Source organism: Aureimonas frigidaquae, assembly GCF_001463905.1.
Classification (GTDB): domain Bacteria; phylum Pseudomonadota; class Alphaproteobacteria; order Rhizobiales; family Rhizobiaceae; genus Aureimonas; species Aureimonas frigidaquae.
The window spans coordinates 235955-250560 of sequence record NZ_BBWR01000003.1; the positions used below are offsets into that span (position 1 = coordinate 235955).

The 14606-nt window shown below is 65.6% G+C and carries 15 protein-coding genes; 3 read left to right on the forward strand and 12 right to left on the reverse strand.

All coding sequences use genetic code 11. The features are described from left to right. Positions 1–178: 178 nt before the first annotated feature. From AUL30_RS04800 to AUL30_RS04830, 7 genes are read right to left on the reverse strand one after another with little or no spacing between them, the layout of a single operon-like run. The gene (locus tag AUL30_RS04800) at positions 179–973 is read right to left on the reverse strand and encodes a transporter substrate-binding domain-containing protein (protein ID WP_062226711.1); all 795 of its coding nucleotides are present in this window, start codon (positions 971–973) and stop codon (positions 179–181) included. Positions 974–1017: 44 nt separating this feature from the next. After that, entirely contained in the window at positions 1018–1773 is a 756-nt protein-coding gene (locus AUL30_RS04805; protein WP_062226712.1) for an amino acid ABC transporter ATP-binding protein, read from the reverse strand. Continuing rightward, complete coding sequence (locus AUL30_RS04810) at positions 1770–2444, reverse strand: amino acid ABC transporter permease (RefSeq protein WP_062226713.1); 675 nt, start codon at positions 2442–2444, stop codon at positions 1770–1772. The genes AUL30_RS04805 and AUL30_RS04810 overlap by 4 nt, the downstream gene beginning before the upstream one ends. Before the next feature lie 11 nt (positions 2445–2455). After that, the gene (locus tag AUL30_RS04815) at positions 2456–3133 is read right to left on the reverse strand and encodes an amino acid ABC transporter permease (protein WP_062226714.1); all 678 of its coding nucleotides are present in this window, start codon (positions 3131–3133) and stop codon (positions 2456–2458) included. Further along, positions 3130–4050 (reverse strand): NAD(P)-dependent oxidoreductase, encoded by a 921-nt coding sequence (locus tag AUL30_RS04820; RefSeq protein WP_062226715.1) that lies wholly within the window; start codon positions 4048–4050, stop codon positions 3130–3132. The genes AUL30_RS04815 and AUL30_RS04820 overlap by 4 nt, the downstream gene beginning before the upstream one ends. Before the next feature lie 29 nt (positions 4051–4079). Next, a complete protein-coding gene (gene rpiB, locus AUL30_RS04825; protein ID WP_062226716.1) occupies positions 4080–4526 on the reverse strand; it encodes a ribose 5-phosphate isomerase B in 447 nt (148 codons plus the stop codon). Further along, positions 4523–5335, reverse strand: a complete 813-nt coding sequence (locus tag AUL30_RS04830) for a FadR/GntR family transcriptional regulator (protein ID WP_083507668.1) — start codon at positions 5333–5335, stop codon at positions 4523–4525. Before AUL30_RS04830 ends, rpiB begins: the two co-directional genes overlap by 4 nt. A 232-nt stretch (positions 5336–5567) precedes the next feature. Between AUL30_RS04830 and AUL30_RS19650 the strand changes: the two genes are divergently transcribed. Next, positions 5568–6062, forward strand: coding sequence for a hypothetical protein (locus AUL30_RS19650; RefSeq protein WP_157069894.1), 495 nt, complete (start codon positions 5568–5570; stop codon positions 6060–6062). Between the two features lie 534 nt (positions 6063–6596). Here AUL30_RS19650 and AUL30_RS04840 read toward each other — a convergent pair. The 5 genes from AUL30_RS04840 to AUL30_RS04860 all read right to left on the reverse strand — a co-directional run bounded on the left by AUL30_RS04840 (position 6597) and on the right by AUL30_RS04860 (position 11494). Next, positions 6597–7424 (reverse strand): ATP-binding cassette domain-containing protein, encoded by an 828-nt coding sequence (locus tag AUL30_RS04840; protein ID WP_083507669.1) that lies wholly within the window; start codon positions 7422–7424, stop codon positions 6597–6599. Continuing rightward, a complete protein-coding gene (locus AUL30_RS04845; RefSeq protein ID WP_062226718.1) occupies positions 7421–8248 on the reverse strand; it encodes a sugar phosphate isomerase/epimerase family protein in 828 nt (275 codons plus the stop codon). The genes AUL30_RS04840 and AUL30_RS04845 overlap by 4 nt, the downstream gene beginning before the upstream one ends. An 8-nt stretch (positions 8249–8256) precedes the next feature. Beyond that, positions 8257–9384 carry a Gfo/Idh/MocA family protein gene (locus AUL30_RS04850; RefSeq protein ID WP_062226719.1) on the reverse strand — a complete coding sequence of 376 codons (1128 nt, stop codon included), beginning with the start codon at positions 9382–9384 and terminating at the stop codon, positions 8257–8259. 36 nt (positions 9385–9420) lie between these two features. Then, complete coding sequence (locus tag AUL30_RS04855) at positions 9421–10356, reverse strand: ABC transporter permease (RefSeq protein WP_062226720.1); 936 nt, start codon at positions 10354–10356, stop codon at positions 9421–9423. A gap of 85 nt (positions 10357–10441) precedes the next feature. Continuing rightward, positions 10442–11494, reverse strand: coding sequence for an ABC transporter substrate-binding protein (locus tag AUL30_RS04860; protein WP_083507670.1), 1053 nt, complete (start codon positions 11492–11494; stop codon positions 10442–10444). A 374-nt stretch (positions 11495–11868) separates the two neighbouring features. Between AUL30_RS04860 and AUL30_RS04865 the strand changes: the two genes are divergently transcribed. Both AUL30_RS04865 and AUL30_RS04870 read left to right on the forward strand, forming a co-directional pair. Continuing rightward, complete coding sequence (locus AUL30_RS04865) at positions 11869–12672, forward strand: IclR family transcriptional regulator (RefSeq protein WP_062226722.1); 804 nt, start codon at positions 11869–11871, stop codon at positions 12670–12672. Between the two features lie 49 nt (positions 12673–12721). Then, positions 12722–14596 (forward strand): thiamine pyrophosphate-binding protein, encoded by a 1875-nt coding sequence (locus tag AUL30_RS04870; protein WP_062226723.1) that lies wholly within the window; start codon positions 12722–12724, stop codon positions 14594–14596. Positions 14597–14606: the final 10 nt, after the last annotated feature.

Below are 14606 nucleotides of genomic sequence, written 5' to 3' on the forward strand. Positions count from 1 at the left end.
ATGAAACACGCGTCGATGCGATTTGTGTCGTAGTGACGATCCGGCACGATGTGCGCAGAGCGCCGGCATCAGAGCTTCGCAGGGGAGGGCACCCGACGTGGCCGGTCCGTGACGCAAAAAAAAGGACGCGGACCTTATGTCCGCGCCCCTCTCACCCCGATGGCGCCAGACGGCCTGCCTATTGCAGCATCTCCGCCGGCAGGGGCGAGCCGTGGAAGCGCTGGTAGATCTCGTTGAGCTTGCCGTTCTTGAGGTTGGTGGAGACCCACTCGTCGAGCTTGGCCTTCAGCTCCGGCTCGTTCTTGCGCAGGCCGATGGCCAGATCGAAGGTGCGGATCACGAATTTCGGCTCGAAGGCCAGCTCCGGGTTGCGCTGTCCGATCTGGTTCACCAGCGTGGCGGAGGTCGCCACCATCTTGGCCTGGCCGCTGACGGCCGCCGTCACCATCGTGGCGTCGTCGTCGTAGCGCGTCACGGTGAAGCCTTTCTCCGAGGCCAGCCCCGTCAGCTCCGTGTCCTGCGTCGTGCCGCGGGTTACGGTGATCGCCTGGCCGCGCACATCGTCCCAGCTTGCGATGGTCGAGGCCTTCGGCGCGCCGACGACAGACTGGAGCGCGGCATAGGGCGTGGAGAAGTCGATCACTTCGGCGCGCTGCGGCGTGACCGACAGGGTCGAGATGACGATGTCGGCCTTGTTGGTCTGGAGGTTCGGGATGCGCGTGGCGCCCGTGGTCTGGATGAACTCCAGTTCCAGGCCCCAGTCGGCGGCCAGGAGCTTGGCGGTTTCGACGTCGGAGCCCGTCGGCTGAAGGTCGGCGTCCAGCATGCCCGACGGCGGGATGGCCATGTCGGTGGCGACGCGGATCTTCTTGGCGGCCATGATATCGGCCAGCGCATCGGCCGCGGCGGGCGCGATGCCGGCGGCGAGCGTCGCCAGGACCGCGGCGATGGTGGTCAAAGACTTCAGCTTCATGTGGTTCCTCCCCTTCATGCAGCCGGTGCGGGTGCGCCCGGCCGTCACAATTCTTCGGCGACGAAGTCGCGCAGCTCCGTGGTGGCCGGCTTGTCGAGAATGCCGGCCGTTCCCTGCTCGTGGATGCGGCCCTGGTGCATGAAGACGACCTGGTCGGCGATGCGCCGGGCGAAGTTCATCTCATGCGTCACCATGATCATCGTCATGCCGCCGGCGGCCAGGCTCTCGATGACGCGCAGGACCTCCCCGGTGAGCTTGGGGTCGAGCGCGGAGGTGACCTCGTCGAAGAGCATGACCTTCGGCTCCATCGCCAGTGAGCGGGCGATCGCGGCGCGCTGCTGCTGGCCGCCCGACAGCTGCTCGGGATACTGGTCCGCCTTCTCGGCAAGGCCCACCTTGGCGAGCACGCCTTCAGCCACCGCCCGTGCCTGCGCCTTCGGCATCTTCTTCACCGAGCGCGGCGCCAGCATGATGTTTTCGGCGATTGTCAGGTGCGGAAACAGGTTGTAGCTCTGGAACACGATGCCGACATCCTGCCGCAAGCGCCGCAGGTCGAGCTTCGGATCGTCGACCCGGTGTCCGCAGACCTCGATCTCGCCGCTGTCGATGACCTCCAGCCGGTCGATGCAGCGCAGCGCGGTGGATTTGCCCGAGCCGCTGGCGCCGATCAGTGCAACGACTTCGCCCTTCTCCACGGTGAAGGACACGCCGTGCAGCACCTGCACGGCCCCGAAGCTCTTCCGGACGTCTCTGAGGGCGACGATGGGCATGGCTGTATCCTGGATGGGAGCCGCGGTCATGCCGACAGCGCCTTGAGGGTGGCAAGACGCGCCGCGCCACGCTGCTCCAGACGGCGGCTGAGAAGCGACACCGGGTAGCAGAGGCAGAAATACAGCGCGGCGACGATGACGTAGATCAGGAAGGGCTCGAAGATCGAGTTGTTGATGAGCTGCCCGGCGCGTGCCAGTTCCACGAAGCCGACAACGGATGCGAGCGAGGTGTTCTTGATGATCTGGACGCAGAAGCCGACGGTGGGCGGCGTCGCAATGCGGATCGCCTGCGGGAGGATCACCTTGAACATGCGGCTGGTCTTCGACAGCGCCAGGCACTCTGCCGCCTCCCACTGGGCCTTGGGGACCGACTGAAGGCAGCCGCGCCAGATCTCGCCGAGATAGGCGCCGACATAGATCGTCAGCGACAGGCCGGCGGCCAGGAGCGGGGAGATGGAGTAGCCGAGCGTCGGCAGGCCGAAATAGGTGATGAACAGGATGATGAGGAGCGGCGTCCCCTGCACGACCGTCACGTAGAAGCCGGCGAGAACCCGAAGCGCCCGCCAGGGCGCCGTGCGCCCGAGTGCGACTAGGAAGCCGACGAGCCCACCGCCAGCGAAGGCCATCAGCGACAGGACGAGCGTCCAGAATGCGCCGGTGAGCAGAAACTGGAGATGGCCGAGATTGACGGCGGTGTTCATGGCCGTACCCTCTAGAGCGCCGTTCCGAGGCGTCGCAGCCGCGGAAAGATGAGAAGGCCGAAGAGCCAGAAGACGAGCCGCATCACCAGCGACAGGCCGAGATAGAGGACCGCCGCCACGAGGAAGGTCTCGAACGGGCGGTACGTCTCGGACTGGATGAAGTTGGCGGCGGCGGTCAGCTCCTCGACGGAGATCTGCGAGGTGACGGACGAGGCCAGCATCAGGAGGATGAACTGGCTGGTCAAGGACGGGTAGACGCGCTCCATCGCCGGCCGCAGCGCGACGTGCCAATAGGCCTTGGCCTTCGACAGGCCGAGGCACTCGGCTGCCTCCCACTGTCCCCGGTGCACGGAATCGAAACCCGCGCGCATGATTTCGGCCGTATAGGCGCCGACATTGATGGTCAGCGCGATGATGGCGACGGTGACGGCCGAGAAGGAGAAGCCCAGGCTCGACAGTCCGAAATAGACGACGAAGATCTGCACCAGGAACGGTGTGTTGCGAATGCTCTCGATGTAGATGCCCGCCAGCCTGGATGCCCAGGGCCAGCTCGACCGGCGGGCGATCGCGCAGATCGTGCCGATGAGGAAGCCGGTCAGCGTCGTCACCGCAGCCAGTTGGATGGTCAGGAGAAGGCCGTCCTGAAGCATCTGCCAGCGGGCGAATATGGGGGTGAAGTCGAGGGTCATGGCTGGCTGTCAGACGCGCCGGCGGCGCGCTGCCCGGTCATCCGGTCATAGACCCGGAACAGGGCCTGGTTGCCGTTGGCGCCTTCGCCATGCGCCCTGGCCTCGAGATACTGGGTGGTGACGAGAGAGGTCGCCGGCAGGGGAACGGACTGCGCCTGTGCCATGTCGAGCGTCAGGCGCAGGTCCTTGAGCATCAGGTCGATGCGAAAGCCCGCGCCTGCATCCCCCGCGATCATCGCCGGTCCGAGCTTGTCGAGCATCCAGGATGAAGCCGAGCCGCCGAGCAGCACCGCGCGCATCTGGTCGAGATCGACCCCGCAGGCGCGACCGAGCGCCAAGGCCTCGCAGATGGCCTGGAGGTTCACCCCACAGACGAGCTGGTTGCAGAGCTTGACCGTCTGTCCGGCGCCGCTCTCACCCACGCGAGTGATTGTCGTGCCCATGGCGGACAGGACGGGGCGCACGCGCGCAAAGGCGTCGGCGTCGCCGCCCGCCATGATCGAGAGCGTGGCGGTCTTCGCACCGATCGGGCCGCCTGAGACAGGCGCGTCGAGCATGAAAATGCCGGTCGATGCCAGGCGCTCCGCCATGGCGCGCGTCGCAGCCGGCGAGATCGTGCTCATGTCGATGATGATGGAGCCCGGACGCATGGTCTCGATGAGACCGCCTGCGCCCAGAACCACCTCTTCCACATGCGGTGTATCGGGAAGCATCGTGATGACGACGTCCGCGCCCGCGCCGATATCCGCCACGCCAGCCGCGGGCCGGGCGCCGAGCGCCGCCAGGGCGTCAACGGCCGCCGGTGCGATGTCGTAAGCGGTCACGGCGTAACCCGCCTCGACCAGATTGCGGGCCATCTCGCGGCCCATGGTGCCGAGGCCGACGAAGCCGATCCGGATCGTGTCTTTCTCGTTCATCCCTGACGTCCTCCCAAACGTCGTCCCGGTCAGTCGGCGGATTCGAGTTGGGCGAGCTTGTCGACGCGGCGCACGAAATCTTCGTTGCGATCGAAGGCGGCGGCGAAGAAGGCATCGACGAGATCGTTGGCGAGCCAGGGGCCGACGATCTGGGCGCCGATGCACATGACATTGACGTCGTCGTGCTCCACCGACTGGTGGGCAGAATGGACATCGTGGCAGACGGCGGCCCGGATGCCGCGGATCTTGTTGGCCGCGATGGCGGCGCCCACGCCCGTGCCGCAGACGAGAAGGCCGCGCTCGGCATCCTGTTTGCGCACCTTGTCGCAGACCAGCCGCGCAATATCGGGAAAATCGACTGGATTGGCATCGAAGCTGCCGACATCCTCGATATCGTGGCCTCCCGCCTTCAGATGCTCGATGAGCTGGGCTTTCAGCGGAAAGCCGGCGTGGTCGCTGCCGATGACGATCTTCATGGATGGGTCCTTGCGTTCTGGTCGTTCGACGGCCCGGCGGGCGATGCCGCCTCCCGGCGCTCCCCCATCCGGTGCGCGGTCTCGAGCATCGTTGCCCGGCGCCGGAACTCGGCACCGATCTCGAAGTGGCGGGTGAGAAGATCGTCGGCCTTCTGCGCATCGCGATCGACGATGGCCGAGAAAATCAGACGGTGGTGATCGATCAGGAAGGCGTCGATCCCCTCGATCCGGATAATCTGCTCGCGCCGGTCGAGGTGCGAGCGCATCATCAATGCGGAGAGCGAGCCATAAATGCTGACGAGCGTCGGCGAATGGGCAGCCCGCACGATCGCCTCGTGGAAACGGAAGTCTGCGGCGCCCCCTGCTTCCACATCGTGGATGGTCTGCGCGATCTGCGTGAGAGCATCGGCAATGCGGTCCAGATCGATCTGGCCTGCCCGGCGGCAGGCGAGACGCACCGCATGGTGCTCGATCGCGATGCGCGCTTCCATGATGTCGTCGATGACATCCGCCTGCTGGGCCAGAACGAAGGAAAAGAACTCGCCGAGCGTCGAGACGTCCGGCCGCTTCACGATCGTCCCGACGCCGTGCCGGATCTCCACCGCGCCGATCATCGCCAGCGCCCGCAGCGCTTCGCGCAGCATGGGGCGGCTCACGTTCAGCCGCACCGACAACTCGCGTTCGGGCAGGAGGCAGTCACCCGTCCTCAACTGGCCGGACAAAAGCTGCTCGCGCAGGAAGGACACGACGCGCTCGTAGCCGCTCCGTGTCTCGGTGTCGCCGCGTGTGATGGAAACGTCACTGCTCATCAGGTGATCCGTCCGTGGTAAGACCACTTAAAGACAAGTCGCTTATCCTGTCAACTCCATGCCTGGTTCCAAAGGTCGGGGAAATACTTCGGATCGGTCATGCGCATGTGCAGGACCGCTGCCTGGACGCTGCAAGCGGTGTCTCAGCGGGTCAGGTCGCCCGTCCATGAACAAGTGGCCCAGGTTGCAGCGTCGCGCGCACGAAGTGCGCTAATCCGTGGCATGATCCTTCGTGCCGGCCAGGATCGCCGTTCGCTGCTCGATCGCCGAGCGAACCGAGCCGATCAGCGGCTCCGGGAAGTTGTTCGGCAGTGCGTTGAAAACTGTGTCCGCCTGGCTTCGCGCATGCACTGACAGATCGTCGAATATCTCGCGCATACGGGGTTTGCCGACCCGCAATGTCCGCCGTCTGCATGAAATGGCGGGGCATGACGTCGCGGATCGACTAGTGCCGTTTCAGGCCAACAGACATGGCAAGCTTGAATTCCTTACGATCGACATGTCCGGAATCGAGACTCGGCTGCGCCGTCAGTACATCGTACAAGGGCGTCATACGGAAGCGTCCCCCTGGATCGAGGAAGATACTGAAGTTCTCGGGGTGCGTTTGACATTCTTCTCGCCACGAGAGGATGTCCTCGATATCGTCGGCTTCGGTGCGCGGCCTGACGACGAGTTCGAGGCGCAGAGCCGAAAGTGCCTCCATGAGCTCATACGCGAGCGCGTATAAAGACATGATATACGCATATGCGTGTAGAGCGAGTTATACGTGCCACAGTATAATTCCACTCGAGACGCGACTGCGTATAGCGTTGCGGCCGATTTCTTGACGGCCGATCCGGTGGGCAGACGTTATCTTCAAAGAATGACGTCAGGTCAGTTCGCTACTGCCCGGCCCGGATCATTGGTGCAACCTCCATGCCAGGGCGCTCGATTGACCCCTCAATGCGGTAAAAAATCCCTGCAGCTCGATGGTCAGCTGGCTGCCCAGACGAGGGCCCGACGAACCGCCCGCACCCGGCCCGTGCCACATGGCGGTTGGATCAGGCCAGGCCTGTTTTTGTCGAAGAACGAAACGGCGGCAGACGCGCCCGCAGCGGCCATGGCGCTTCGTAAGCGCGCCCCAAGATTGTCACCGGCCGGGAGCCCCCTGCGGCGATAGGGATGCGGGCGAGCGGGTGCGGACAGGTTCGCAGACGACGCAATGGCAGCAGCCGGTCGAGAGCGACGCGGCAGCTGCCATTCCTGAACCTGTGCGTCCTTTTCAGGCGTCGGCCATCCGTCGGGGTGGCTTGCCGGACATGATGACCCCGACGATCTCGTCCTGGCTCGTCTCCGCCGTGCGCAGTTCGCAGGCGAGGCGTCCGCGGTACAGCACCGCGATCCGGTCCGTCACGCGCATGACGTCGTCCATGTTGTGCGTGATGTAGATCACCGCGACGCCCTGGCTGGCGAGGCGCCGGGCGAGTTCCAGGACCTTGTTCTGCTCCGGGACGCTGAGCGCGGCCGTCGGCTCGTCGAGGATGACGAGATTGGCCTTCCAGCGGATCGCGCGGGCAATGGCGATCGCCTGTCGCTGGCCGCCGGACAGCATGTCGACATTGACCCGCAGCGACGGGATGTGAATGTCCAGCTGCTTGAGCGTCTCGGCCGCGTCGCGCTCCATCTCCCGTTTCTTCAGGACCTTGATGAAACCCGGCACCAGGTTCCAGGTCATCTCCCGGCCAATGAAGAAATTGTCGGCGACGGGCAGGTTCGGAACCAAAGCAAGATCCTGGAAGACGGTCTCGATGCCGAGATCGTGCGCACGATCCGGTGTCGAGATGCGCGTGACCTCGCCGGTGCAGCGGATCTCTCCCGAGGTCGGCTGATGGACGCCGGAAATGACCTTCACCAGGGTGGTCTTGCCTGCGCCATTGTCTCCCAGGAGCCCGAGCACCTCTCCGCGGCGAATGTCGAGGGTGATCCCTTCCAGGGCCGTCACGCCGCCGAACCGCTTGCCGACATCGGACAGGCGCAGGAAATATTCCTCGCCGGGAAAGCCCGCCGGTTGGACGGATGCCGTGCGTGGGGGGAGGGCGGGCGTGGTCATCGGTCGATCTCCAAACTGTTGCAGAACGCTTCCCCACCTTTCAGGATCGTGTCCTCGTCGAGCGCGTAGCCATAGACCTGGGCCTCGTATTCGACGGAGGCAAAGCCGTTAAAGCCGGCGGTCCGCAGGCGGCCGGCAAGATCGTGGAAATCGATCGTGCCCTGCCCCAGCGGCGGAAAGGCGAAATCGGGGAAGCGCCCTTTGCCGTCCTTCAGATGCACGTGGCGGATGCGGTCCCCCAACTCGTCCGGGACCCGCGCCGGGTTCTCGCCCTGCACTTCCAGATGGCTGGGATCGAAGTTGACGAAGATCGTCGAACCCGGAAGATCGTGGAACAGGCGGTGATAGTCGTCCGTCGCATGGAACAGGTGGCCGGCGATGGCTTCGACGCCCAGGCCCACCCCGCGGCCGTCCGCATGGCTTGCGCAACGCGCGATCGCGTCGGCGAACCAGCGCCAGCTCGCGTCATAACTGGCCCCGCTTGCCTGCGGACCGGACAGGACATGCACGAACGGGCAGGCAAGGTCGGATGCCAGATCGATGCAGCCCTCGACGAAGCGGATAGCAGCCTGGCGCGCCTCTGCGCTTTCGCCGACCATCTCCACATGCGCGCCGATGGCGGGAATGGCGAGCCCGCGCGCCGCGCAGGCCGTGCGGATCGTGCGCCGCTCCTGCGGCGGTGTGTCCGGTGTGACATGCGGGCCCGCCCAGGGAAGGGTTTCCGCGTTGAGCTCGATCCCCCGATACCCAGCGTCGGCCACACGATCGATCAGCGCCAGGATGGGGACGTCCGGCAAGCCGACGGAATGGAAGGCACTCTTCATCGCAGGCCTCAGGCGTAGGTGGGGACGAGGAAGGGGGCGTCGGCGTCGAGCGGCAGGTCGACCCAGCCGCCGCGGTCGAGCGACAGGTAGGACGCCTGCACGACCTCCTGCGCCCGCAGGCCGTCATAGCCGTCGACGACCGCGGGTCGACCTTCGACGGCACTCCGGCGGAAGGCTTCGAGCTGCGCGTCGTAGGGGCTGCGGCGCGGCGGCTTCACAGAGATCCAACCACCCTTGAACTGCTCCCACCAGGCGTCGGGGTAGTGCGCCTCGCGTAGGACGTCCGGCAGATCCCCCGCCCCTTTTTCGGTGTGCACCGCAAGGGGGACGGCGTTGAACGGATTGATGGTCTCGCTGGCGATGTGGATGGTGCCCTCGGTGCCGTAGATATCGGTCCCGTCGCCGATCGCCGGGGAGTAGCGGTTGCCCGACAGGCAGCCACGGGCCCCGCCCTCAAAACGGGTGAGCAGCCAGACATTGTCGTCGACCTTCTCTTGCATCTCGCTATGGGCAAGTTCGGCGAAGACGGCGGCATAGTCGCCGACGAGGTGGCGGGCGAGGTCGATCCGGTGGATCGTCAGATCGATGATCGTGGCCCCGCCGGACTGGGCAAGGTCGTAGCGGTAGCGCGAGGCGGCCGGATAGGCGCTCGCCTTCTCGGCGTAGTTGGACCGGATCTGGTGGACCTTACCGATGAAGCCCGCATCGATCAGCTCCTTGGCGATCTGCACCTGGCTCCAGAAGCGTTGGTTGAAGCCGACCTGCAGGATGACGCCGGCCTGTTCGCAGGCTTCGATCATGCGGCGCGATCCGGCCACATCCATGCTGAGCGGCTTCTCGCAGAAGACGTGCTTACCGTGGCGCGCGGCCGCGACGACGCCTTCCTCGTGGAAACGGTTTGGCGTTGCGACGATAACGGCATCGACGCCGCCCTTGTCGAGCATCTCCTCGAGATCGTCGAAGGCCTGCCCGCCGAAGGTGTCGCAGATGGCCGACGCATTGTCGAGGTTCACGTCGAAGACAGCGGCAAGCTCGGTGCGGGGGTTGCGCGCGATCGTGGGCGCGTGGCTCAGCCGCATGATGGCGCCACCGCCGACGAGGCCGATCCGGAGGGCGGGTGTATCCTGGTGGGACATGGAACTGCTTTCTCTGGCTGCAAAGGTTGCGGACGGCTACTTGATGATCTTCATCTTGCCGCGACTGATCGAGATCATCACTGCGCCGACCAGAACGACACCGGTCAGGATCGTCTGAACATTCGTCGAAATGCCAAGGATGACGAGGCCATTGGCAAGCGTGGTGATCACCAGGCTGCCCACGACCGTGCCGACGATGGAGCCGTGACCACCGGTCAAAGGCGTGCCTCCGATGACGACGGCCGAAATGGCAAGAAGCTCGAAGCCGACGCCGACCGTCGGGCTGCCCGATCCAAGCTGCGAGGTGAGGATGCCGCCGCCCAGGCCCGCCAGCAGGCCCGAGACGACGAACATGGCAAGCTTCACGCGGTCGACCGGCACGCCGAGGACACGCGTCTTCTCCTCGTCGCCGCCAATGGCGAGCGTGTAGCGGCCGAACGTCGTGAAGGAGAGGAGCAGTGCCATCACCACGGCGACGGCGAGGGCGATGATGAAGGGAACCGGAGGGGTCCCGAAGATGTAGAAATCGCTCGTGAAGGGGATCGGGACGGGCCGCCCGCCGGAAAAGACCACGGTCAGTCCGCGTGCGACCGACAGCATGCCGAGCGTGACGACGAAGGACGGAATGCGGCCATAGACGAAGACAGAGCCGTTCACGGCGCCCAGCACCGCCCCGACGAGCGGCGCGGCCAGGAAGGCCCAGGCGCCGAACTGGGGTGTCAGGCTTGCGGCGACCGCGCCCGACAGCGCCATCATGGAGCCGACCGACAGGTCGATGCTGCCGCCGATGATGATGAAGGTTATGCCGATCGCCACGATGCAGAGCACGGCCGCGTTCTGCAGCACCACACCGAGATTGCCGGGGGTGAGAAAGCGATCGGGCGCGAGCACGCCGAAGACGAGGATGACGACGGCCAGGGCGAGGTAGGCGATATAGCGGGATATGACTTCGCCGAGAGTGGCTTTGGGCATGAAGACGCCTTGACGATACGATGCGGGAATGGCGGGTAGCCAGAGCAGGGAACGTCCCGGAGCCGTGCGCCCCGGGACGCTACCGTCACTTCGTCTCGAGCGGGAACTGCTGCGAGGTGGCGGACGGGTTGTTCGTCAGCGTGTATTGCTCGACATCGTAAGGCGGCTCGCCCTCGATGAACTGCTGCTTGAACTTGGTGAAATTGCCGGCATCGACGCCGAGAAGGTCGAGCCGCACGACGGGCTTGATCGGGTCGTGGCCGTTCACCTTGTCGTAGGCGATCATCACGCCGAAGCCGAGCTGGAGCCAGTGGCCGCCGGTCGAGAAGGTGTAGTTCGTCTTCTGTTCGATGAGGTCGAGGGCCTGCGGTACGAGGTCCATGCCGGCGAGCTTGATCTCGTTCTCGCGGCCGGCCTGGCGCACGGCGCGGAAGGCACCCAGGCACAGCGCATCATTGTAGCACCACACGCTGTCGATCGAACCCTTGGGGTTCGCCGCCAAAAGGTTCTGCATGGCGCCGTAACCGTCATCCTCGGACTCGCCGGCGCCGACATACTGGACCAGTTGCACGCCGGAGGCCCCGTCCACCGCGGCCCGCAGCCCCTCCTCGCGCCCTTCGGCCACCGAGGAGCCGGGCGTTCCACCCAGGCCCACCAGCTTCTTGGCGCCATCGTCGATCAGGTGCTGGGCGATGTCGCGGCCCGCGGTCACGTCGTTGGGTCCGATGAAGGCCACATAGGGCGCATCGGCATTGCCCGGCTCGAAGCCCGGATAGCGGTCCACGATGACGATGGGCAGGTTCGCGCGGGCGGCCAGGCGGATCAGCCCGGGCGCACTCGCCGTCGATTGCGGCGTCACGACGAGGGCCTGGGCGCCGGAGGACACCAGGGACTGGACGTCCGTAAGCTGCTTGTCCTCCCGGTTCTCGGCGCCCACCACGGTCAACTCGATGTCGAGTGCCGTGGCGACATGCTCGGCGAAATTGACTGCGTTGACCCAGAAGGGGTTGTCGAGGGTGGGGATCGAGACGCCGATACGCGTCGTGGCGGATGCCTGCGTGGCGCCAGCGGCGAGGATCACCGCGCAAAGAGCCGTTGCCCCGCGCAGGACGCGGCGGCGTGTCATCTCAGATGGCATGCATTTTCTCCCTGGTTCGCCCGACCCGCGGAGCGACCCAGTCGCGCATCGCAGATCGCAACGCCCTTCTCCCAAAAGGCACAGGAAGCTAATCACGCTGTATCACACTAGTCAACACCGTTTCATTTTAGCGGTTTTGGTTGCGATGGATGTGCTGGGCGCCGGAAGGCGGACTGCAATGCGCCACGTGATCTGCTCCCCTCGTTTGCGGTAAAAGGGGAGTGAAAGCGGTTGTCGCTTAAACAGTCAGCATTTCAAAGCGCAGCGCTTTCATGTCATATGGCCAGTGCACGAACGAAATGGCACGCAACATCGTTGACCGATGTGCAACAAGGCCCTAATCTTTCCCTCGATTAGCAGATGGCGGCTCGCTCATGGAAATCAGATCGCTGACGAAAGCCCTTCGGCTCCTGGATGCCCTCGGCGAGCAGCCTGGGACGTTGGGCGTGTCCGAGTTGGCCCGCCAGCTCGAGCTCGACAAGAGTTCGGTGTCACGCATGCTGAGAACCATGGAGCAGTCCGGCTATGTCGAGCAGGACCCCAAGACACAGCGATATTCGCTCGGCATCCGGATGGGCGTGCTCGGCCACAAGGCCCTGCGCCGCCTGGACCTGCGGGAGGCGGCGCGCCCTTTCCTGGAGGCTCTGGCGGAAGAGACGGGGGAGTGCAGCCATATCGCAATTCTCGCCGACAACCGGGCCTTCTATATCGATCAGGCGTCCCCGCGCCGGGGCGTCGTCGTCGATGCTCCGATCGGAACGCTCGCACCGGTGCACTGCACGGCGCTTGGCAAGACGCTCGTCGCCTTCCAGCCGGAAGCGCTGCGGGAAGAGATCTTGGCGGCAGGTGTGCTCGAACCCTTCACGCGCCGCACCATCGTCGACCCTGCAGGTCTCGTCCGCCACCTCGACAGCGTGCGTGAGCAGGGAGTGGCGATCGACGACGAGGAGTTCAGCATCGGTGTGCGGTGCATTGCTGCGCCGGTGTTTCGCTATGACGGCGCCGTCTGCGGCGCCATCGGGGTATCGGGACCGAGCCCTCGGGTGACGGACGAGCGCCTGCGCGCATGGGAGCCGCGGGTGAAGGGGGCGGCAGCGGAACTGTCGGCGCGTTTGGGTTGGGAGGAGGACGGCTTCGCCGTGTCCCCGGAAGGGGCGAGCGTGCGGGTACGGACCTAAGGCATGGACGACTGCCGCGCCCTGGCTGCGGCAGCCTGAAAGGAAGGTCATGAGCGAGTTGGATAGAGTAGGGCGCGCTGCCGCCGTAGCGCGCGCGGGAGAAGTCGTGCGCGCCATCGAGAGCGGGGCACTGCCGAACACCGTCGACGTCACGGTGTCGGAAGGGGTGGTGCTTGGCCTACTGAAGCAGGGGGTGAACAAGTTTTTCGGCATCCTCGGTCACGGCAATACGGATATCGGAGAGGTGCTGCGCGTCTATGCCGAGGCCGGAGCCCTGCGCTTCATTCAATGCCGCAACGAGACCGCGATGGCGCATGCGGCGACGGCGCTGTCCTGGGTCTATGGTGAGGTCCCCGCTGTCCTGACCTCGATCGGCCCGGGCGCACTCCAGGCGCTGGCCGGGTCACTGGCGGCCGCTGCCAACGGCATTGGCGTCTATCACCTCTACGGCGACGAGACGACCCATGGCGAGGGTCCGAACATGCAGCAGGTGCCCGGCGGCCGGCAGGACCAGTTCGGGCGATTGACCGAAACCATGGGTCCGAGTTTTACGCTCCACACGCCCGAAGCCCTGCGCGATGCGATGCGCCGCGGCACCGCAGCGGTGCATCACCCTTATGCTGCCTCGCCCTTTTACCTGAACCTGCCGATCAACGTGCAGCCGCGCCGCATTGAAGGGCTGCGCCTCGATGCTTTGCCGGAGCGCATCGATGTTGCCCCGCTGGCCCCGAGCGATCCGGCCGCCTTCGCCAGGGTAGCGGAGCTCGTGGGGCGCCATCCCCGCATTGTCATGAAGGTGGGCGGCGGCGCCCGCAGGCATGCCGATGCCGTGCGGCGCCTTGCCGAGCGCATCGGCGCGGCCGTCGTCCTGTCGCCGGGATCGCTCGGCGTGCTGCCGGACGCCCATCCGCAGAACATGCATGTGGGCGGATCGAAGGGCTCGATCAGCGGGAACTTCGCCATGGAGCATGGCGAGTTGCTGGTCGTCGTCGGCTCGCGCGCCGTGTGCCAGGCCGACTGCTCGGGAACGGGCTATCCGTCCGCGAAGGCAGTTGTGAACATCAATGCCGATATTGCCGCGGCCACACACTACAACCGGACCGTGGCGCTTGTCGGCGATATCGGGGCGACCATCGAGGGCCTGCTCGGCGCGCTCGGCAACCGGCCGGCCGACGAAGGGGCACGCAATGCGTGGCTTGCCGAATGCGGGGCGCGCAAGCGGGAATGGGCGGCGCTCAAGGCGCAGAGGTGCGCAGAGGTCCGCCTGGACGACCCGGTCTGGAAGGGGCCCGTCCTGACCCAGCCAAGTGCGATTGCCATCGTCGCGCGCTTTGCCCGGGAGATCGGAGCGGTCAAGCTCTTCGACGCCGGCGACGTCCAGGCCAACGGGTTCCAGGTGATCGAGGACGACGCACCGGGCGAAACCGTCACCGAGAGCGGGGCCTCCTATATGGGCTTTGCGGCCAATGGGCTGCTGTCGGCCGCCGTTGCGGACGCGCCCCGGCCCATGATCGCCTTTTCCGGCGACGGCTCCTTCATGATGAACCCGCAGATCCTGATCGACGCCGTCGCCCATCGTGCGAAGGGTATCCTCGTCGTCTTCGACAACCGGCGCATGGGCGCGATTTCCTCGCTCCAGACCGCTCAATACGGGCCCGACTTCGGAACGAATGACGACGTGGCGGTCGATTACGTCGCCATGGCCAATGCGGTGAAGGGCGTGAAGGCGGTCTTCGGCGGGACGGATGCCCGGAGCCTGAGGGCCGCGCTGCAGGAGGCGCATGCCCATGACGGGCTCTCGCTCGTGCACGTGCCCGTCTACTGGGGCGAGGACGAGATCGCCGGAATGGGTGCCTATGGACGCTGGAACGTCGGGCCCTGGGTCGAGGCGGTCGAAGCGCTCTATGCGCGCCAGGCCATCTGACGGGGCGTAG

Bases quoted from the DNA above. Each gene is read 5' to 3' on its own strand.
- AUL30_RS04800 (WP_062226711.1), bottom strand. From the start codon at position 973: ATGAAGCTGAAGTCTTTGACCACCATCGCCGCGGTCCTGGCGACGCTC.
- AUL30_RS04805 (WP_062226712.1), bottom strand. From the start codon at position 1,773: ATGACCGCGGCTCCCATCCAGGATACAGCCATGCCCATCGTCGCCCTC.
- AUL30_RS04810 (WP_062226713.1), bottom strand. From the start codon at position 2,444: ATGAACACCGCCGTCAATCTCGGCCATCTCCAGTTTCTGCTCACCGGC.
- AUL30_RS04815 (WP_062226714.1), bottom strand. From the start codon at position 3,133: ATGACCCTCGACTTCACCCCCATATTCGCCCGCTGGCAGATGCTTCAG.
- AUL30_RS04820 (WP_062226715.1), bottom strand. From the start codon at position 4,050: ATGAACGAGAAAGACACGATCCGGATCGGCTTCGTCGGCCTCGGCACC.
- rpiB (WP_062226716.1), bottom strand. From the start codon at position 4,526: ATGAAGATCGTCATCGGCAGCGACCACGCCGGCTTTCCGCTGAAAGCC.
- AUL30_RS04830 (WP_083507668.1), bottom strand. From the start codon at position 5,335: ATGAGCAGTGACGTTTCCATCACACGCGGCGACACCGAGACACGGAGC.
- AUL30_RS04840 (WP_083507669.1), bottom strand. From the start codon at position 7,424: ATGACCACGCCCGCCCTCCCCCCACGCACGGCATCCGTCCAACCGGCG.
- AUL30_RS04845 (WP_062226718.1), bottom strand. From the start codon at position 8,248: ATGAAGAGTGCCTTCCATTCCGTCGGCTTGCCGGACGTCCCCATCCTG.
- AUL30_RS04850 (WP_062226719.1), bottom strand. From the start codon at position 9,384: ATGTCCCACCAGGATACACCCGCCCTCCGGATCGGCCTCGTCGGCGGT.
- AUL30_RS04855 (WP_062226720.1), bottom strand. From the start codon at position 10,356: ATGCCCAAAGCCACTCTCGGCGAAGTCATATCCCGCTATATCGCCTAC.
- AUL30_RS04860 (WP_083507670.1), bottom strand. From the start codon at position 11,494: ATGCCATCTGAGATGACACGCCGCCGCGTCCTGCGCGGGGCAACGGCT.
- AUL30_RS04865 (WP_062226722.1), top strand. From the start codon at position 11,869: ATGGAAATCAGATCGCTGACGAAAGCCCTTCGGCTCCTGGATGCCCTC.
- AUL30_RS04870 (WP_062226723.1), top strand. From the start codon at position 12,722: ATGAGCGAGTTGGATAGAGTAGGGCGCGCTGCCGCCGTAGCGCGCGCG.